We start from the raw sequence: 19581 nt of genomic DNA, 5'->3' as shown, positions 1-19581 counted from the left end.
GACAGAATACCGTTCCGTTACAGAATATTATTCTGTAACGGAACATCATTCGGTCAATCATCCTTCGCGAGGCTTTCCATGAGTCAATCTCTCAGCATGTTCAACAGTGTGGGTCCGCAGGCCTTCAGTCAGATGGCCTGTCAGTTCGCGCCCTACTTCAGCACGATCAACCCACTGGTGACCGAGTTGCGCGCCAACGCGGCGACGGTACAAGTGCCGTTCCGCCGCGAAATCACCAATCACCTCGGCACCGTGCATGCCATTGCCCTGTGCAACGCTGCCGAGCTGGCCGCCGGAATGATGACCGATGTGTCGATCCCGACCGGCGCACGCTGGATCCCCAAAGGCATGACCGTGGAGTATCTGGCCAAGGCGAAAACCGATGTCACGGCGGTGGCCAGTGGTGAGGGCGTGGATTGGCAAAGCGCGGGCGACAAGATCGTCACAGTGGACATTCACGATACCGAGGGCAAACACGTGTTCACGGCGCGGATCACCATGAACGTCAAACCCGGCTGAATCGCGGGCAGAAAAAAGCCCTTGCTGCACGATGCGCAGCAAGGGCTTTTTCGCCGCGGTGGGTTCAGTGCACGGTCAGGCGCTGGCGGACAAATTCCTCGACATGGCGGGTGGTCTGATCGAGGTGTCGGTCGCGCTGTTTCTCGGCGTCGAGCATCGCGCGCTTGCCGTTTTTCTGCAGCAGATAGGTGTGGATCTGCTGCACTTCCAGCGAGCGGTAAATCGGCGTGGTGTCGATAAATCCGCGCAAACCGTTGCTGCGGTAATGCCGGGTGCTCATCAACACCTGGGTTTCACGCTGGCCAATTACCTCAAAGCCCAACGCTTCGAAGTACGGCACTTTGCCGACCGTGCAGGCCAGTTCCGCATGGGGATAACGCCCGAGCATTTCACCGATCATTGCCCGCGCCACGCCCTGACGCCGATGCCCTTCGCGCACGGCCATGTAAGCCACGCTGCAGGCTTCCCAATCGCCCTGCACCGGCAGGTACAACAGAAAACCGATCACTTGCTCCGGATCATCTTCGTCGGTGGCAACCAGCAACTCGACGTCGGTGCCCTTCTCGCCATTCAACGCTTCCAGATACAGATGCACCTCATAACCGACCGCGTACTGATAGACGTTGTACAGCAGGTTGCTCGGGCCCAGACCGACTGCGCTGATGTCGGTCAGGTAGTCGACGACCATCTGCAGGATCTGGCTGTTGACGCCCTCGGGGCATGGGGATTTGTAATGGGTGATGCGTGGCATGACGAACTCCGACGGTAAAAAGCGTTGCCGACCGCCGCAGCGGTCGACGAACCGCGACATCATACCGTGGCGCGCCTGCTCGACGTCTAAAGTTCCTGCGCCGAGCGCCGATGTATCGGTCTCCTACAAATGTCACCACCAGGGATCGGCCATGTACTACCCGCGCGAAGCTGCCAAGGATCACCTCTACAACCGTATCGTCATGTTGACCGTCGCTTGCTGCGTGGTTTTGCTGCTCGCTGCGATGGCCCACAAGTCGGGCGTGCTGTATGGCGCGCTGAGTTTCAACGGTGCGCACACCCGCGGCAGCGTCACGGCACTGGAGCAGATTCCGATGAACGCCAACGGCAAGGTCATTCACTATCAATACACCGATGCCCAAGGCCAGCCCCATGAAGGGCTGCATTCCGACGAGCGCTACGTCGAACATACCCAGTACGAAGTGGATGGCCCCATCGACCTGCTGGTGTCGCCCTGGATGCCGGATAAAAGCTGCATCGCCAGCCAGTTGCAGAGTTACCGTACGGGCTTCTGCATCATGACCGGTGGTGTGATGCTCGCGCTGCTGTTTCTGCTGATCTCGGGCAGAACGTTCTGGCAGATACAGGCGATGAAAGAACAAGACCGGTTTTATTGACCGGGAGAACGGTCACTGCTGTGGCGCCACCACTTTGAATTTGATCTCGATGTCCCTGGACACCACGGTGTCCGCCCACTCCCCCGCGCCGAGGCCGAACTCGTCGCGCTTGAGTACCAGTTCACCGTCAAAGATGCCGATGTCGCTGTCCGGTTTCAATTCAACCGGCACCTGTACTTTGCGGGTGATGCCTTTGAGGGTGAGTTCGCCGTCGACCCGATAACGATGCTCCGCGATCTGGGTAAAACGCTTCGATACGAATACCGCCACGGGAAATCTTTCCGTGTCGAACCACGCCGGTTTCACCAGCTCGGTGTTGGCGTCTTCGCTGCCGGCATCGATGCTGTTGAGGTCGATGTGCAGCGTGGTACGGGCGTTGTCGATATCGTCAGCGTCGAAGTCCAGCGTCGCTTCGAACTTGCCGAAGGTCCCGTACATCCGCGAGCCCATCTGGTTGTAGGTAAAGCTGATCTGACTGGCGCTGGTGTTGACCCGGGTGTATTCGGCAGCCTGCGCAGCACTGACGACGCACAGCGAGCACGCGGCAGCCAGCAGCAATCGGATCGACATGGGATTCTCCAGGCGGGGCTGGCCATCGAGGGCCTCGATTGACTTAAGCAAACATCCGCGCGTTGCGCCAGCGCCTACACCAGACGTTCGATCTTCTGATGCTGCCAGACCAGTTTGTAATACAAGATCTGCAACAGCAGCATGCCCAGATACGCCACCGGAAAGGCCATCCACACGCCCTGCAAACCAAAGTGCCCGTCCAGCCAGTACGCTGCCGGCAATTGCACGCCGACCACGCAAATGATCGCAATCGCCACCGGTACCAGCACCGTGCCACTGGCGCGCATGATCCCGCCAATAATGGCCTGGAAGCCGAACACCAACAGACTCCACAACATGATGTGCAGCAGGTGCTCAGCCATCGCCCGGGTCGAATCCTCGGTCAGGAACAGCCCCAGCAACCAATGCGACAACAGGTAACCGAGCACAATCAAACCGCCGGTCAGGCACACGTTGATCAACAGCCCGGTGCGCAGAATCGGCCCCATGCGCTCCAGCCGCCCGGCGCCAATCGCCTGTGCACCGAGGATCGATGCGGTGATCGCAATCGACAACGCCGGGAACTGCACGTAATTGACGATCTGCGTCACCGCACCATACGCCGCCGTCGCTTGCGAGCCGTGCTGGTTGACCAGCGCCAGAATCACCAGCTCCGACAACGACAGCACGATCATCTGCACGCCGGTGGGCAGACCGATGCGCAAGACCTTGCCGAGAATCACCCCATCGAGGCGCAGCGCGGCGAAGAACTCCCGGTCCGGCGCCAGCGGATGGCCCTTGCGAATCAGGCGCCACGCCAGCCACGCCATCGCCGCCAGGTTACCGGCCAGCCCGGCGTACGCCGCACTCTGAATGCCCAATTGCGGCAAGCCGAACCAGCCGCGGATCAGCGCCGGCGTCAGGGCCAGCCCGACACAGGTCGAGACCATCAGCGCGAGCAACGGCGACAGCGTATCGCTGACCCCGCGCAATAGTTGCGTGAACAACACAAACACCAGCAGTGACGGCAAGATCCACATCATCACATGGGCATACGCCACCGCATCGTCGAGCACATCCGCCGGCGTCCCCAATCCCGTCAGCGCCTGGCGCGCGAACACGCTGCCCAACACCGCCGCTACCAGCCCGATCAACACCCCGAGCAACAGCGTCGCCCCGGCAATCGCCTTGACCATGTGCGGCTCACGCGCGCCCCACGCCTGACCGATCAACACTCCGGCGCCCGCACCGAGGCCGATCACCAGCGCGATAAAGAAAAACACGATGGGAAACATCCCCGACACTGCCGCCAACGCCTGGGTGCCGAGCATCTGGCCGATGTAGATGCTGTTGACCGTGCCCGACATCGATTGCAGGAAATTCGACAGCACCATTGGCGCGAGGAACAGCAGGTAGGTGTGCCAGAGTGGGCGTTGGGCGACGGCTTGCATTGAATAGAGGTCCATCTCGACGGCGGAGGGCTGATGGAGGATAGCTTCGGTGAGTTGCACGCTGGGCGCAATTAACATTTCCGATCGGTGTTTATTGCCGTTGCTCACGTCTGTGTAACGGGCCCGGATCTGTAGGTGTCGGTTCAGAGCTGTGGTAAACAACTGCCCATCTTCATTTCTCTCCTCGAGGCTCTGTCCATGCCGCACTCTGCCAATCTGCTGACCGCCACCCTCCTCGCCCTGCTCGCCACCAGCACTCACGCCGCCGCGCCTGTGGAGACCTTGACGCCGTTGCTGGAAACGCTGAATGAACGGCTGAACATCGGCGACCTTGTCGCGCTGACCAAATGGGACAGCGGCAAGCCGATCCAGGACAGCCCTCGTGAGGCGCAGGTCATCGCCAACGCGCGAACGCTGGCCACCGCGCGTCAGCTCGACCCCGAAGACGTCGCGCAACTGATTGCGGCGCAAATGGAGGCGAACAAACTGGTGCAGTACGGTTTGCTCGCGCAATGGCAGGCGGCCGGTGCTGCGCCGGACACCCCGCGTCCCGACCTGAGCAAACAGATCCGCCCGCGTCTGGACGAACTGCAAACCCGCCTGCTGCAGCAATACGCCGACTTCGCGCCGTATCGCCATGACGCAAATTGCCCGGCGTGGCTGGCCAAGGCGCGCAGCGGATTGACCCACGACGCGCTGCATGACCTGGCACTGACACGGGCGACCGGTGAACTGTGTATCCGGCCGGCGAAGGCGCTCTGAGCAACGGCCAGATCAAAAGATCGCAGCCTGCGGCAGCGCCTACAGGTGATTGGTGAACCATCATTGCGGTCGATGTTCACCATCACGTCAATGAAGTTCTCATAAAAAATCAGCGGCGTAACATCGGCTCCAGACAAACAACTACCCCTTTGGAGCACACGATCATGAAACGCCAGACCCTTCTCAGCATCGCTTTCTCGGTTTTCGCCATTAGCGCTTTTGCCGCCACCCCGGCACACACCCAAATCGCTGAAGGCGGTTCGGACAAGTTGATTGAAAGTCGTGTTGCTGAGGGTGGCGCTGATCGTCTGATCGAACGCCGTGTTGCCGAAGGTGGCGCTGATCGTCTGATCGAACGCCGTGTTGCCGAAGGTGGCGCTGATCGTCTGATCGAACGCCGCGTTGCCGAAGGTGGTGCTGATCGTCTGATCGAACGCCGTGTTGCCGAAGGTGGTTCCGATCGCCTGATCGAACGCCGTGTTGCCGAAGGTGGCGCTGATCGTCTGCTCGAACGCCGTGTTGCTGAAGGTGGTTCCGATCGCCTGATCGAACGCCGTGTTGCCTGAACCAACTGCTTCAGCGTAGCTCCCAAACAAGCCCGGCCTGATCAGCCGGGCTTGTTTTATGGCTGACTCATTTGCACATTTTGTTGTGTTGGAAAATCGGCCACGCCAGCCCGTAATCCCGGCCTTGATGGCCAACGGTCGCGACGTTATAAATTCGCTCGGGTTATACCGCGAAAAATCTTCTCGATTTCCTGGATGGCACTGGTTTGAGTGCGCTTGAAAATCTGTTTGAATTTCAGCCCCTCGGTCTCCTTGATATATCTCTTGGCCAGCTCCACTTTGGTCAATTTGGTGCCGATAGATATGGCTCCATTCTTTTTCCTGACCAGGTATTTTTTGAAGGCGTCGGGCAAATAGCTTTCCATCGTATAGCCCCGGGTAATCCAGGTGCTGTTGTCGTCCAGCTGATCAAGTACCTTGTATTTCGCTGAGTCTTTTTTCGTACGGGTGCCGACGTCATCATCGAATTCGAAATCGTGATCGCGATCGATGACGACAAAAGAATTCCTGTTAATGCGCAGCATCGAGATTGCCTCTTCTGCCTGCAGTTCTTTGCCCGCGTCATAGTGGGACAGTATCGACCCGCCATACAGCACGAACGAGTAATGCACGTTCTCTACCAGTTCGACTTCGGCATGCTCTCGGCACCAGCGTTGCAACCAGTATTTTATGTAGAGGCGATCCGAAGGGCCTTCGACCCATATCACGAAATTTGACTGATACAGATCACTCGCCCGCACACCCAACTCATCCAGCAATTTTTGTGGCGAAGCGATGACACGTGGCCCCTGCAAACTATGGATGCGGCGTCCGTCCACATGGAAATGCGCGATCGGAACAGCGTTTGTTGCGTCAGCTGCGCCCCAGACATCAGGGCTTAGAAAAACAGAGGAATGCGAAGAGACCAGCAACTGCAGGTTTTTTTCCTTCGCCAACCGCGCCAGATTCATCGCCAACAAGCGCTGGAGTCGAGGGTGCAAATGAGACTCCGGCTCTTCAATTATCACAATAGAACCGTCTGGTTGTTCGCGCAGCCAGCCGAGCATACCGGCAGCGGCTTTCCAGCCCGAAGGCAAATACTCAAACGGGACAGCTTGTGAAACCATCAGATCAGAATAGAGCCGCAACTTAACCACACCCGTTTCTTGCAGTTCCTGCGTCGTAGCAAGTTCTACGCGTCTGACTCCGCACAACTCTGGCTGGATTTCACCCAGGGCGACAACGAACGCCGCATCGAAACAGGCTTGTTCGGGGCCTCGCCAATAAGAAACCGTGAGCCCCATTCTCGATACGATCTGACGGATTTTCTGTATATCGCTGGCTGCCACGCCCGTCGCCGGGATACGCGCATATATTGCATCCAGAATCTCTTCCGAGTGATTCGCCCGGTCAAAAACGCGCAGCGCCAGAATGGGCGTTCGAGCCGGCTCAAACTCGACATGCAAGACCAACGGAGCAGGCACAGGCATGTAACTTGAATCATCGCCCTTAAAGGTAATATCCAGGCCATGAAAGACTCGTTCGCCAAGTGCCGTTCGTTTGAGGGTTTGAAATAACTCTGGCCGGGACAAGGCTCCCACCACATCCAGAAGCGTTGACTTACCTGCACCGTTCCTGCCACCAAACACATTGATCTGCTCAAGATCAGCGCATTGCATGTCGTGGAATCCAGCGTCGGATCCGTGAACATCTGCACCGACGCCTACGTAAAACGCCACACCTCTGAGAGCACTGAACTTGATTTTTTCTATATGCAATGCAGCCACCTGACGGGTAATTGTTCTACCTGAGCAACAAGGAAAACTTTGAGCCAGACCTTATCGCTGGTATTTGGGCAGACACCTTACTGAAAGTGATGGCTCTTTGAAATCGCAGTAGACACTCATCAACCACTGCGCTGGCAGCCCGATGACGATGTCGCATACCATGCGGCCACAACTCTAAAACAGACCTCGCCTGCCCATGCTCAAAGCCAGTCTGCGTAGCCACCTCACCCTTTGGTTTGCCGGTTTGTCCCTGCTGACGCTGCTGAGCGTGGGCTTCTATGTCGGCCATATCGCCACTGAACAAATGAAACAGGCCAGCGGCAATGCCTTGCTCAACACCGCGCGTTCGGCCGCATCGTTACTCGGCGAACAACTGCGCGAACGCCAGTTGGAGGTTTATCTGCTCAGCCGCGCGCCGCATCTGGAGCGTGGTGATCTGGACAACCCGGCGATTCTGAAATCGATGCAACTGCGCACCCAGGCGCGCGCCGAGTACGCGTGGATGGGCGTCACCGATGCCGAGGGCAAGGTGCGTCAGGCGGTGAACGATTTGCTGGTCGGCCAATCCGTGCAACAACGCCCCTGGTTCCAGGCCGGGATGCGCGAAGAGTACACCGGCGATCCCCACGAAGCGGTGCTGCTGGCGAAAAAGCTGCCGGCCCTGCCGAACGGTGAACCGCTGCGCTTCATCGATTTCGCCGCGCCGATCCGTAACGCCGACGGTCAGGTGATTGGTGTCCTGGGCGCCCACGCGCACTGGAACTGGGTGACGCGCATTGTCGAGTCGGCGGCGTTCTCGCATAAAAACTCAACGCCGGATATCGAAGCGTTGATCATCGATCACGATGGCAAGGTGCTCTACCCGGAAGCGCTGATGGGTCAGCAACTGGCAACTGACACCAACGGCCAAGGCTGGACTGCGGGCAACGGATTCCTCACCAGCATGGTCAGCGTGCCGACGCCGTCAAGCACCGCGTTGTCATGGTCGATCGCGGTGCGCCAGCCGTTGCAAACCGCACTGCAACCGGCGCGCCTGCTGATGTACAAACTGCTGATCCTGGGCGTATTCGCCGCCGTAGTGTTCGGTCTGGTGGCTTACTACCTGGCGCTGTACCTGAGCCGCCCGATTGAACAGCTCGCGCGCTCGGCCCGGCAGGTGCAGAACCAGCAGCCCGGCGCACAATTCCCGCTGCAACACCCCGTGCTGGAAATCGCCCAGCTCGGCCAGTCCATTGATGCCATGACCCAGTCATTGCTCGGCAAGGAACGCGAACTGCAAGAGGCCAATGCCTCGCTGGAAGCCACGGTAGCGCAACGCACTGCGGCCCTGACGCAAGCCAACGCCGAACTGCTGAGCCTGGCGACCCACGATGCTTTGACCGGCGTTTACAACCGTCGCCGTTTCGACGAGAAACTCACCGAATACACCCTGCTGTTCCGTCGCACCGGGCGGCCGTTTGCCCTGCTGCTGATCGACGCCGACCACTTCAAGCGCATCAATGACAGCCACGGCCACGCGGTGGGTGACGATGTGCTGCAACAATTGGCGCAGTTGATTCAGAGCAGCCTGCGCACCACCGATTTCGTTGCTCGTTACGGCGGCGAAGAGTTCGCCGTGCTATTGCCGGAAATCGCCAAACCCGACACGCCCGAAGTGGTCGCCGAGAAGATTCGCGTGGCAGTCGCCGAGGCTGACTTCCCGGTGGTCGGGCAAGTGACGGTCAGCATCGGCGTCGGCCTGGCGGACCCGGCGGATAATAGCCACAGCGCAGTGATCAAACGCGCCGACCAGCAGCTGTATCAGGCCAAAGCCGCGGGCCGCAATCAGGTGGCGTGATCAGGCCTTCACTGTTTCAAGTGATCAACCAGCTTGTCGACGACCAGATCAGACACATGGCTGAATGCCTTGCGCAACGTCTCAGGATCCGTGGCGTATTGCTCCGGCGTGTAGGCAATGGTGTTGGCATCGTTGAACACGGAGATGGTGTCGAAATTGCGCCATACCGCCGAGCCGTTGCGTTTGATTTGCGCCGTGGCGCCGATCACCGGGTACAACACGGTGCTGTAGTTCTTCAGGCAAAGCCCCCATTGCGAGACCAGGATTTCCACCTCGGCATCGGCTCGCTGATCGTCGCCCACCACGGTGAACAGGTGTTCCTGCTGCACGCGTTTTTCGAAGCTTTGCCGGATCAACTGGCTCAGGTCGATGCCATTGGCCTTCATGTTGTTGCGAATCGCCAGAGTAATATCGCCGGTCGCCACGTCCGCCGCTTTCGTCCCTGCCACGGAACCTACCCCCGTCAATGCCGTAGTCCCGCTCGTCGAACTGCCGGACGCCATACCCGTCGCCGCACCGGCTCCGGCGCCCAGACCTGCTCCCCAGGCCTGCGTCATGCTGGTGTACTGAAAGTTGTCGACGGCCACAAACACCGGCAGCACTTTCACGGTTTTGATTTGCTGGCGATCTTCAAGGCTGAGGTTTTTGGTGACGCATCCCGTTAACAAAACCAGGGCAGCCATCACGCCGAATAATTTTTTCATGTGATTTTCAATCAGGGACTTGGGTGTCAGGCATATCGCCCGAACACAGCAATACTTGAGTCGTGAACAAGACGTAGCGGTGACGGTTATGACCCTGACGATGGAATCGATCGAGCGTGACAGGGGATGCCAGTCGGGGCATCAACCCGACATCGTTGCCCCTCAAAAACACGCACGCCCTACAGGAGCTGCCGTCATTGGGTGAAGGTCTGGAGGTAGGCGAGCAAGTTGTCGAGTTTTTCTTCGTCGCTCAAGCCCCAGAAGATCATCCGCGTGCCCGGCACGACACCTTTCGGATCCTTCAGATAGGCGATCAGCGTTTCACGGTCCCACGTCACCCCGGAGTTCTTCATCGCCTCGGAATACACGTAGTTGGCCGACGTACCGGCGGGTCGGCCGATGATGCCATTGAGTTGCGGACCGAATCCCGGGCGCGCCGATTCGCCGACTTGATGGCAGCCGCCGCACAGGCGCGGGAAGATTTTCGCGCCGGCTTCGGGGTCGCCTGCGGCGTGGGTGAACGTACTGAACAGGCCGGTGACGAGTGTCAGGGCAAGTGACAGTGCAGCAGTGTTTTTCATCGAGAGTTCCGGATCGGTCGGCATCGGGCCGCGCAAGGGTAGCATTTTGTTTTTACAGGTAAGCGCCAATGATCTTCCTGACCGTTATCAACGCCCGACGCAACACCTCCATGTCCACCGACCCCAACGCCAGGCGAATGGCATGCGGCGTATGGCTTGCCACTGAAAACGGTTCAGCCGTGGTCACCGAAACCTGCGCGTGCATCAGCTCCACAACAACCTGATCGGCGCGCACGTCCTCCGGTAGCGGTAGCCACAAGAAATACGACGCCAGATGGCCAATGCTCGGCAGTCCTTTCAACACCTCGGCCGCCAACGCTTGCCGCGCCTTGGCGTCGCTGCGTTTCTGTTCCTCAAGCAGCGTCACCGTACCGTCGTCGAGCCAGCCGCAAGCGATGGCGGTCATGACGCCCGGCGTGTTCCAGGTCGTGGCGCGGATGATGCGCTCCAGCGCAGGCACCATCGTTGTCGGCGCAGCGATGAAACCGACTCGCAGGCCTGTGGCGATGTTTTTCGACAGGCCCGAGACGTACACCGTGCGCTCCGGCGCCAGATCAATCAGCGTACGCGGTGGGTTGTTTACCAGAAACGCGTAGGCCGCGTCCTCGATAAGGGTCAGATCATGCCGACGGGCGATCGCGACCAACTGCTCGCGTTGCGCCAGAGGCATCACCCAGCCCAGCGGATTGTGCAACGTCGGCATGCTGTACACGGCGCGCACCGAGCGACTGCGGCAGAGCTTGTCCAGCGCGGCGAGATCCGGCCCCTGATCACCGAGCGGGATGGCTACGACTTCCAGATGCAGCGCTTCGGCCAGCACCTTGAACCCGGAATAGGTCAGCGCGTCGGCGGCAATTACATCGCCGGGTTTGAGCAGCGCCATCAACGTCACCGCCAGGCCTTGCTGGGCACCGTTGACGATCAATACTTGCTCGGCTTCGACCTGCACGCCGCGCGACAGCAGATGCCGAGCGACCGACGCGCGCTCGTGGCCGCGACCGGCGTGCGGCTGATAACGCAGCAAGGCTTCCAGGTCGCCGGACAATGCCAATTGGCGCAACGCGCTGCGCAATAAATCCGCCTGACCGGGCAGCGACGGGTAATTGAAGTTGAGGTCGATCATGCCGACCGCCACCTGTTTCTGATCGATGCCCTGCCCCGGCGACAACGAGGTTTCGCGGACAAATGTGCCGCGCCCGGCCTCGCCGCTGATCAGGCCCATGGCCTCCAGCTCTGCGTACACCCGCGAGGCCGTGACCAGCGCCAATCCCTCCTGAGCCGCTAACTGCCGATGAGTTGGCAGCCGCGTACCCGGCGGCAATTGGCCCGAGCGAATGTTCGCCGCGTAAGCGTCAACCAGTGTTTTGTAGCGCGAACGTGGCATGCCGGATGTATCCATGACAATTCTTTGATTGTGCTGATTCTCGGCTCTAGCATGACCCTACGCAACCCACTTCTGAGCGTGATCTTGATGGAACGGACCTCGAATCTGGCGACCCCGGCACTGGCAAAAACCAGTGGCTGGATCAACGGCTTTATCGGCGTAGTGATCTTCAGCGGTTCGCTGCCGGCCACGCGTCTGGCGGTGCTGGAGTTCGATCCGGTGTTTCTCACCGTGGTCCGCGCCGCGATTGCCGGAGCCTTGGCAGTGGCGCTGTTGTGGCTGTTTCGCGAGCGACGTCCGGCGCGTAATCAGTGGCTGTCGCTATTGATTGTTGCGATGGGCGTGGTGCTCGGCTTTCCACTGCTGACCGCCCTTGCACTGCAACACGTGACGTCAGCGCATTCGATTGTGTTTGTCGGTTTGCTACCGCTGGCGACGGCGATTTTTGCCGTGCTGCGCGGCGGTGAGCGGCCGCACCCGGTGTTCTGGATATTCTCCATGCTCGGCAGCGCGCTGGTGGTCGGCTTCGCGCTGGCGCAAGGGCTGACCGCCTCGCCTACCGGCGACCTGCTGATGCTCGCCGCCATTCTCGCTTGCGGCCTAGGTTATGCCGAAGGCGCGAAATTGTCGCGAACCCTTGGCGGCTGGCAGGTGATTTGCTGGGCGCTGGTGCTGTCGCTACCGGTCATGGCGGTGTTGAGTCTGTGGCTGGCGCCCGCCTCGTTCAGCACGATCAGTCTGTCGGCATGGCTATGCCTGGGCTATGTGTCGCTGTTCAGCATGCTGATTGGCTTTGTGTTCTGGTATCGCGGCCTGGCCCAGGGCGGGATTGCCGCGGTCGGTCAGTTGCAATTGCTCCAGCCGTTTTTCGGTCTGGCGCTGGCGGCAACGCTGCTGCATGAACACGTCAGCGTCGGCATGCTCGCCGTGACGTTGGGCGTAATCCTCTGCGTGGCCGGGGCGAAGAAATTCGCCAAATGATCCTCAGGCACTGGCCTTCCACTCGCGCGGGCTGAGTCCGGTCTTGCGCCGAAACGCCCGGGCCAGCGCCGAAGGACTTTCGTAACCGACCTCCTCGGCAATCAGCGCAATCGGTCTGCCTTCGCGCAGGCGTTTCTGCGCGAGGCTGACGCGCCAGCTCAGCAGATAATCGGCCGGTGTCTGCCCGACCACACGGCGAAACTGCTCGGCAAACCCGGCGCGGGACAGGTTGGCGACTGCGGCCAGATCCGCCACGCTCCACGGTTTTTGCGGTTGCTCGTGCATCCGGTTCAAGGCACGGGACAGGCGCGGGTCGGCCAGCCCGGCGATCATCCCCGGTTGTTGTTCGCGACTGCTGATCAGGTGCCGCAACAGCAGAATCACCAGCAATTCGAACAGGCGATCCATCACCGCCACCCGCCCGCAATGCCCTTCGAACGCTTCCTTGAACAGCCATTCCACGGTGTTGCCCAGCTCCGGGATGTCCGTCAGTTTCAGCACCAGATAATCCGGCAGCGCCGCCGCCAGAGCATTGCCGGAGCCGCCGTCAAACGTCAGCGTGGCGCAGACCACCCGGGTGCCCATGCTTTCATCGGCAAACATGCGATGGGCGAAAGGTCGGGGGAAGAAGATCAGCGATGGTTCGCTCAGGCGGATTTCACGTTCGCTGCCCGGTTTGAGCAGCAATTCACCGGCCTGCAAAAGATGCACATGCCCGACCGGCTCGCTGTCATGAACGCTGACGCCGCAAAACGCGCCGCTGTGGAACGTACCGGCATTCACGCCGAAATGGCTGAGCAGTGTTGAAAGGCGATCCATGGACGACTCCAAGGGCATATCTGGACGATCTGCCGCATATCCTCGACGATTTGCCGCCAATGCACCAGCCTCACTCCATAACATGACCTCCATCCCCGGCGCACTTCGCACCGGTCTTTCGGAGAATCACCATGAGCCGCATCCACGCTATCAGCCTCGAAACCGCCGCCGACGCCAGCCGCCCTGTACTGGAAGGGGTGAAAAAGAAAATCGGGTTCCTGCCCAACCTTTTCACCACCCTGGCCAAAGCGCCGGTGGCCCTCGAAACTTACGTGCAAGCCTCGGCGATCCTCGGCAAGACTTCGTTGAGCGCCCGGGAAAAAGAAGCGGTGTACCTCGCCACCTCACAGGTCAACGGCTGTGATTACTGCCTGGCGGCGCACACCTTGTTTGCCGGCAAGGCCGGGGTCTCGGCGCAGGACATCGTCGCCGCACGCCAGGGCGAACTCAACGCCTACGCCACCCTCGCCCGCCAGCTGACTGAAAGCCGTGGCCATTTGACTGATGAACAGATCGCCGCCGCCCGCGCTGCCGGTATCGATGACGTGAAGATCATTGAAACGATTGCGCTGGTGGCCGTGCAGACCCTGACCAACTACCTGAATAATGTAGCGCTGACGGATATCGATTTCCCGGCGATCGATGCCTGATCAAAGGTCACAAACCCCTTCGGCGCTCGCGCTGGACTGCGCCACAAGGCCATGGCATCTTGGAGGCGCCACACAGCGCGAGCAAACCCTCTTCGCTACCCCATCATTTTCGTCACAAACTCGTGGACTGAAACAAACATCACACGCAAAGGTCTTTCTCCACATGCAAACGCCCGGAAAGACACGATTCCCATGACAGACTGGTTGCAAGACAACGGCGAAATGGCCGAGCAGATTCGACGGCATGATTGGGCAAGCACCCCGCTTGGCCCTTTGCAACACTGGCCCGATGTGCTCAAAACGACGGTCTCGCTCAGCCTTGGCTCGCACTTCCCTCAAGCCATCGTTTGGGGGCCGGAACTGATCACCCTGTTCAACGACGCCTTCCTGCCGATTCTTGGCGACAAACCGAACGCCCTGGGAAGACCTTTCAGCAAGATCTGGGAAGAAGCCTGGAGCGAGATCGGCCCGATTGCCGATGCGGCGTACGCCGGGCAAGCCACTTACATCGAAAACTTTGCGCTGACCATCGAGCGAGGCAAGGGGCCGGAGCAGGCGTTTTTTACTTTTTGCTACAGCCCGATCCGTGATTCGCGCGGCAACGTGGTCGGCTTGCTCGATACCGTTACGGAAACCACCCAGACCGTTTTTCTCAACCAGCGCCTGGCCGTGCTTGAGGCGCTCGGCAACGCCGTTGCCAACGCGACCGACGCGCAAGCCATCCTCGCCACCAGCACGCGGCTGATGGTCGAGCACCTGCAACTGTCCAACTGCGCCTACGCCGACATGGACGACGATGAGGACGGCTTCACCATTCGCGGCGATTGGGCCGCGCCCGGCTCGCCAAGCATCGTCGGCCACTATCGACTGCGCGATTTCGGTGAGAAAGCCGTGACCTTGCTGCGTGCCGGCCAACCACTGATCATCCATGACAACCGCAGCGAACTCCCCCCGGAAGAATCAGCAACCTTCCAGGCCATCGGCATCACGGCCACCATTTGCGTGCCGCTGATCAAACAAGGGCGACTGACCGCGTTGATGGCGGTGCACGACAATGTGCCGCGAGTCTGGTCGCGCTTCGAACAGTCGCTGTTGATCGAAGTCACCGAGCGTTGCTGGGCGCACATCGAACGGGTCCGCGCCGATGCCAATGTGCGTGCGGGCCTGCTGGCGCTGGCGGAACTGAATGCCACGCTGGAACAACGGGTCGAAGAACGCAGCTTGCGTCTGGCCGAAACCGAGTCGGCGCTGCGCCAGTCACAAAAACTTGAAGCCATCGGCCAGTTGACCGGTGGTGTGGCCCATGATTTCAACAATCTGCTGACCATCATTCGCTCTTCGGTGGATTTCCTGCGCCAGCCGAACCTGTCGCAGGAGCGTCGCCAGCGCTATATGCGCGCGGTTTCCGACACCGTCGAACGCGCCTCCAAGCTGACCAGTCAGTTACTCGCTTTTGCCCGGCGTCAGCCCCTCAACCCGCAAGTGGTCGATGCGGGTGAACGGTTGGCAAACATCGGTGAAATGCTCGAATCGGTCACGGGTGCGCAAATTCATGTCAGCGTCGAACGGCCGGATTACCCCTGCTGCATCCGCGTCGACCTGAGTCAATTCGAAACCGCCCTGATCAATATTGCGCTCAACGCCCGTGACGCCATGAATGGCCAGGGCCTGCTGAAATTGCGCCTTGAGTGCGACAAGCCTCTGCCAGCGATACGCGGCCACGCCGGCGCCAGCGGCCCGTTTGTGTCGATCGCACTGGCGGACACCGGCGGTGGTATCGATGCGCACACCCTTGAGCATATTTTCGAACCGTTCTTCACCACTAAAGCTGTCGGTAAAGGCACGGGGCTCGGGTTGTCGCAAGTATTCGGCTTTGCCAAGCAATCGGGCGGTAATGTCGATGTGTCCAGCGTGCTCGGTCACGGCACCGAATTCACGCTGTACCTGCCCCAGGTACCGGCGTTTGCGCTGCAGGCCGGCGAGACGCCGGACGAAGGCGAACTGCAGGCGCCCCGTGAAAGACGCCGGGTGCTGGTAGTCGAGGACAATCTGGAGGTTGGCCGCTTCGCCAATCAGATTCTGCAGGATCTAGGCTATGAGACGACGTGGGCCACCAATGCCGAAGAAGCCTTGCAACTGGCAGGTGACGACGCAAGGGCTTTCGACGCGGTGTTTTCCGATGTCGTCATGCCCGGCATCACGGGCGTCGCGCTCGCCAGGGAGTTGCGCCGTCGCCGTCCGGATCTGCCAGTGATACTGACATCCGGCTACAGCGAAGAACTGGCGCGCTGCGGTCACGAGGGTTTCGAGTTTCTCGCCAAGCCTTACTCGGCCGACCAGGTCTCGCGGATTCTCGGCAAGACCTGGCTCAAGGCGCCAGCAACAGCACCTTCAATCGTGCTCGACACCGGCGCGCTTGAGTAATTTCTTGCAGCGTTCGGACAGGTGAAACACCTGCAAATGCTTGCCCGCCTTGGCATAGCGCTCGCGCAACGTCTTCAACGCGGCGATCGCCGAGTAATCGACAAAGCTCAGATGCCGGCAATCCAGCGTCACCCGGGCCGGGTCATTGGCCGGGTCGAACTGGTTGAGGAATGGCGTGGTCGAGGCAAAGAACAACGTACCGTGAAGGCGATAGAGCTTGCTGCCGTCAGCCTCCAGATGCTCATCGGCGTACAACTCACGGGCCTGCTGCCAGGCAAAATTCAGCGCGGCGATGATGATGCCGCACAGCACCGCAGTGGCCAGATCGGTGAACACGGTGATGGTGGTCACGGCGAGAATCACCAGCACATCGTTGAGCGGCACTTTGTTCGCCACCCGCAACGACGCCCAGGCGAAGGTCTGCTGCGACACCACGAACATCACGCCGACCAGCGCCGCCAGCGGAATGCGCTCGATCAGCGGCGACAGGAACAGAATGAACAACAGAATCAACACGCCAGCGACTACGCCGGACAAACGCCCGCGCCCGCCGGAACTGAGGTTGATTACGGTCTGGCCGATCATCGCGCAACCGCCCATGCCGCCGAATGCGCCGGAGACCATGTTGGCTGCACCGAGCGCCACGCACTCGCGGTCCGGATAGCCACGGGTTTCGGTGATTTCGTCGGTGAGGTTAAGGGTCAGCAGGGTTTCCAGCAGACCGACCAGTGCCATCAAAATCGCGTACGGCGCGATGATGCGCAGGGTCTCAAGATTCCACGGGATGTCCGGCACGGCGAAAGTCGGCAAGCCGCCGGCGATGTGCGCCATGTCGCCGAGGGTGCGGGTCGGCAGGCCGAACAGGTAGACCAGCAGACCGACACCGAGGATCGCCACCAGGGCCGGCGGCACCGCGCGGGTCAGGCGTGGCAGGATGTAGACGATGGCCATGGTCAGCGCCACCAGCCCGCTCATCAGGTACAACGGCGTGCCGCTGAGCCAGTCCTCACCGTTCTTGAAATGTTCCAGTTGCGCCAGCGCAATGATGATCGCCAGACCGTTGACGAAGCCGAGCATCACCGGGTGCGGCACCATGCGCACCAGTTTGCCCAGGCGCAGCAAGCCGAACGCCATCATGATCAGACCGCCGAGCAACACCGTCGCCAGCAAATACTGCACACCGTGCTGCACCACCAGCGCAACGATGACCACCGCCATCGAACCCGCCGCGCCGGAGACCATGCCCGGTCGTCCGCCGAATAACGCCGTCAGCGTGCAAATGATAAACGCGCCATACAGGCCCATCAGCGGATTGAGGTGCGCCACCAGCGCGAACGCAATGCATTCGGGCAACAGGGCAAACGAGGTGGTGAGTCCGGCCAGGACATCGGCGCGCAGACGAATCGGTTTCATGGCTTACCTGATTAAGCGGCCGCCGAGCGCGGCTGCAGGGGTTCGGGAAAAAGAGGGTTGCGGATGTTACGGAATTGTTCGGGATCGGGCCAGTGAACGCTGACACTTGTCGACTCGGGCTTTATGCTGGCGCGTTCCTCTGGTGATCGAGTTCGACATGTCTGCATTTCTGAGCGCCCGCGAGGTGTGTCAGCGTTTGCGAGAAGCGGCGCTGGGCGTGCTCGCATTGAAAATCTGCGAACAGCCTGCCGCGGCCGGACTGGTCGCGGTTGATATCGAGGGCTGGCAATTACGCCTGGATGTTGAAGGTGGGCGGTTACACCACTGTGAATTTGCTCGCAACAGTGACGGACAGGAAGGCGCGCTGGACAGCTGGCAGCGATATGGCACCGATCCGGTGAATCTGCTGAGTACCTGGGAATTGGCGCAGATCGAGCGATTGCTGGCGGAGGCTGTTCAACCCTGACGCAATCGAGGTTGTAAGTGTTAAATCGCGGTCCCGCACGTAGCCGAGAGATTCATACGAAGCGGGTGAGCGAGATTCGTGGAGTGTTGTTTGCGATTTTGAGGATTGGCGATCAGGGCATGGAATCCAGTGGGATCGTGCGATTGCCATTGGTGCGTTGGTACCAGGCTTGCAGAACATCGGGCAGACGCCCTTTCCATTTCACTGCGTTGGTGTAATAGCGTGCCCGTTGATGACCTTGCTCATCGTAGGTCAGCAGGATGATCCAGAAACGCTGGTCGGTTGTGCTCATGATGATGCCGGTGCCGCCCAGGCCACGCATCCACATTTCCACGACCTGACTGCCCGGCACGTCGGCTGAGGGATCACCGACTTGCAAGGTGCCCGAGAGCTGAACGAGCCTTTCATAATCATCCTTGAGCAATCCATGCAGGGCCTGGTTTTCCTCAGGCGTTCGCGCCAGGCCAAGGCTGAGCAAGTCGTAATCAAGCGTCAGTGGTTGTTCCGAGGCGACGTAAGTGCCGGCGTAATACACGCCCATTCCGCCGCCGCAATCGGCATCTGCGCCGATTTGCGAGATTTTCAGAACGCCATTTAGGGGGGTGAACGTCAACGCGCATTCACCTTCGACATAATGTGCTTCGTCGCCGTCAAGTACGGCGACACCCTCGAGATTTCCCGAATTGGCACCCTCGCCCGCGTCAATATCAAAAGTGATGTGCGCTGCATCGCGACGATGCGTTGTCACCGTTGCCGCCGTTGAAGTATTCGGAGGAACGAGCTGCCAGGTCGCGTCCCAACGGAAGGGCCGAGTAGCGTGTTCCAGTTCGGCCAGACGCATCAAATACTGGCGGCGCAAGCAGGCCGTCAGGGCGCCACAGGCATTACGGTTTTTCAGCCATTGCCGTTGATCGGTCTTGAGCGCCTTGGGATCGGGGACCTTGGCGAGGGTCGAGCGCCAGCGCTCTGCAAGCTGTTCATCAAGTTGCGAGAGATAAGGGTCGGCGCAAATGACTTTTTCAGTTTTGCTGGCAGCGCTGGCGCAATCAAAACTGCTGGCGTGGGTGACAGAGGCAAACGCAAGGGATGTCAGCAGCAAGGCTTGACGCAGGGAGAGAGCGAACATCGAGAGATTCCATTCTTCGGACGGCGGGCAGTATGCCAGTGCTGCTGTCGGAAATCCTTGATGTACATAGCAATCAGGTTTGCTCAACCACTGTGGGAGCGAGCCTGCTCGCGAAAGCGGTGGCTCAGCCACTATAAATGTCGACTGACACACTGCCTTCGCGAGCAGGCTCGCTCCCACAGGGCTTTGTATGCG

Annotated in this window: 19 protein-coding genes; 9 read left to right on the top strand and 10 right to left on the bottom strand. The window is 60.0% G+C overall.

Going from position 1 to position 19581, the window contains the following annotated elements; all coding sequences use genetic code 11:
• The first annotated feature begins 78 nt into the window (after positions 1-78).
• Entirely contained in the window at positions 79-519 is a 441-nt protein-coding gene (locus ACM6IV_RS05945) for a hotdog fold domain-containing protein (RefSeq protein ID WP_414869122.1), read from the top strand.
• A gap of 64 nt (positions 520-583) precedes the next feature.
• Here the strand turns inward: ACM6IV_RS05945 and ACM6IV_RS05940 are convergent, their stop codons facing one another.
• The gene (locus tag ACM6IV_RS05940; RefSeq protein WP_414869121.1) at positions 584-1270 is read right to left on the bottom strand and encodes a GNAT family N-acetyltransferase; all 687 of its coding nucleotides are present in this window, start codon (positions 1268-1270) and stop codon (positions 584-586) included.
• Positions 1271-1421: 151 nt separating this feature from the next.
• On the opposite strand from ACM6IV_RS05940, the gene ACM6IV_RS05935 reads away from it, so the two are divergent.
• The gene (locus ACM6IV_RS05935; RefSeq protein ID WP_414869120.1) at positions 1422-1907 is read left to right on the top strand and encodes a DUF3592 domain-containing protein; all 486 of its coding nucleotides are present in this window, start codon (positions 1422-1424) and stop codon (positions 1905-1907) included.
• A 12-nt stretch (positions 1908-1919) separates the two neighbouring features.
• Here ACM6IV_RS05935 and ACM6IV_RS05930 read toward each other — a convergent pair whose 3' ends face one another.
• Complete coding sequence (locus ACM6IV_RS05930; protein WP_414869119.1) at positions 1920-2477, bottom strand: YceI family protein; 558 nt, start codon at positions 2475-2477, stop codon at positions 1920-1922.
• A 74-nt stretch (positions 2478-2551) separates the two neighbouring features.
• Positions 2552-3907 (bottom strand): MATE family efflux transporter, encoded by a 1356-nt coding sequence (locus tag ACM6IV_RS05925; RefSeq protein WP_414869118.1) that lies wholly within the window; start codon positions 3905-3907, stop codon positions 2552-2554.
• A 198-nt stretch (positions 3908-4105) separates the two neighbouring features.
• On the opposite strand from ACM6IV_RS05925, the gene ACM6IV_RS05920 reads away from it, so the two are divergent.
• Entirely contained in the window at positions 4106-4669 is a 564-nt protein-coding gene (locus ACM6IV_RS05920; RefSeq protein ID WP_414869117.1) for a chorismate mutase, read from the top strand.
• A gap of 164 nt (positions 4670-4833) precedes the next feature.
• A complete protein-coding gene (locus ACM6IV_RS05915; RefSeq protein WP_414869116.1) occupies positions 4834-5235 on the top strand; it encodes a hypothetical protein in 402 nt (133 codons plus the stop codon).
• A 146-nt stretch (positions 5236-5381) separates the two neighbouring features.
• On the opposite strand, the gene ACM6IV_RS05910 is transcribed toward ACM6IV_RS05915, so the two are convergent.
• Positions 5382-6992: an ATP-dependent nuclease gene (locus ACM6IV_RS05910; protein WP_414869115.1), complete on the bottom strand. Its 1611-nt coding sequence runs from the start codon at positions 6990-6992 to the stop codon at positions 5382-5384.
• Between the two features lie 205 nt (positions 6993-7197).
• Between ACM6IV_RS05910 and ACM6IV_RS05905 the strand changes: the two genes are divergently transcribed.
• Positions 7198-8838, top strand: a complete 1641-nt coding sequence (locus ACM6IV_RS05905) for a diguanylate cyclase (protein WP_414869114.1) — start codon at positions 7198-7200, stop codon at positions 8836-8838.
• An 8-nt stretch (positions 8839-8846) separates the two neighbouring features.
• Here ACM6IV_RS05905 and ACM6IV_RS05900 read toward each other — a convergent pair whose 3' ends face one another.
• The 3 genes from ACM6IV_RS05900 to ACM6IV_RS05890 form a co-directional block, all read right to left on the bottom strand.
• Positions 8847-9542: a hypothetical protein gene (locus ACM6IV_RS05900; protein ID WP_414869113.1), complete on the bottom strand. Its 696-nt coding sequence runs from the start codon at positions 9540-9542 to the stop codon at positions 8847-8849.
• 194 nt (positions 9543-9736) lie between these two features.
• Positions 9737-10123 carry a c-type cytochrome gene (locus ACM6IV_RS05895; protein ID WP_414869112.1) on the bottom strand — a complete coding sequence of 129 codons (387 nt, stop codon included), beginning with the start codon at positions 10121-10123 and terminating at the stop codon, positions 9737-9739.
• A 52-nt stretch (positions 10124-10175) separates the two neighbouring features.
• Entirely contained in the window at positions 10176-11507 is a 1332-nt protein-coding gene (locus tag ACM6IV_RS05890; RefSeq protein WP_414869604.1) for a PLP-dependent aminotransferase family protein, read from the bottom strand.
• 87 nt (positions 11508-11594) lie between these two features.
• On the opposite strand from ACM6IV_RS05890, the gene ACM6IV_RS05885 reads away from it, so the two are divergent.
• Positions 11595-12488, top strand: a complete 894-nt coding sequence (locus tag ACM6IV_RS05885; RefSeq protein ID WP_414869111.1) for a DMT family transporter — start codon at positions 11595-11597, stop codon at positions 12486-12488.
• Between the two features lie 3 nt (positions 12489-12491).
• On the opposite strand, the gene ACM6IV_RS05880 is transcribed toward ACM6IV_RS05885, so the two are convergent.
• Positions 12492-13307 carry a cupin domain-containing protein gene (locus ACM6IV_RS05880; protein ID WP_414869110.1) on the bottom strand — a complete coding sequence of 272 codons (816 nt, stop codon included), beginning with the start codon at positions 13305-13307 and terminating at the stop codon, positions 12492-12494.
• A 131-nt stretch (positions 13308-13438) separates the two neighbouring features.
• Between ACM6IV_RS05880 and ACM6IV_RS05875 the strand changes: the two genes are divergently transcribed.
• On the top strand, positions 13439-13957 hold the full coding sequence (locus ACM6IV_RS05875) for a carboxymuconolactone decarboxylase family protein (RefSeq protein WP_414869109.1): 519 nt from the start codon (positions 13439-13441) through the stop codon (positions 13955-13957).
• A 192-nt stretch (positions 13958-14149) separates the two neighbouring features.
• Positions 14150-16381 carry a GAF domain-containing protein gene (locus ACM6IV_RS05870; RefSeq protein ID WP_414869108.1) on the top strand — a complete coding sequence of 744 codons (2232 nt, stop codon included), beginning with the start codon at positions 14150-14152 and terminating at the stop codon, positions 16379-16381.
• Here the strand turns inward: ACM6IV_RS05870 and ACM6IV_RS05865 are convergent.
• Entirely contained in the window at positions 16349-17794 is a 1446-nt protein-coding gene (locus tag ACM6IV_RS05865; RefSeq protein WP_414869107.1) for a SulP family inorganic anion transporter, read from the bottom strand. The two genes, ACM6IV_RS05870 and ACM6IV_RS05865, sit on opposite strands and share 33 nt — an antisense overlap.
• 157 nt (positions 17795-17951) lie before the next feature.
• Between ACM6IV_RS05865 and ACM6IV_RS05860 the strand changes: the two genes are divergently transcribed.
• Complete coding sequence (locus ACM6IV_RS05860) at positions 17952-18260, top strand: hypothetical protein (protein ID WP_414869106.1); 309 nt, start codon at positions 17952-17954, stop codon at positions 18258-18260.
• A 112-nt stretch (positions 18261-18372) separates the two neighbouring features.
• Here ACM6IV_RS05860 and ACM6IV_RS05855 read toward each other — a convergent pair whose 3' ends face one another.
• Entirely contained in the window at positions 18373-19386 is a 1014-nt protein-coding gene (locus ACM6IV_RS05855; protein WP_414869105.1) for a lysozyme inhibitor LprI family protein, read from the bottom strand.
• Positions 19387-19581: the final 195 nt, after the last annotated feature.

This window comes from Pseudomonas sp. IT-347P (assembly GCF_949768005.1).
GTDB lineage: Bacteria > Pseudomonadota > Gammaproteobacteria > Pseudomonadales > Pseudomonadaceae > Aquipseudomonas.
The sequence above is the reverse complement of the archived record's forward strand: the minus strand, read 5'-3'. Positions and strand labels throughout refer to the sequence as shown.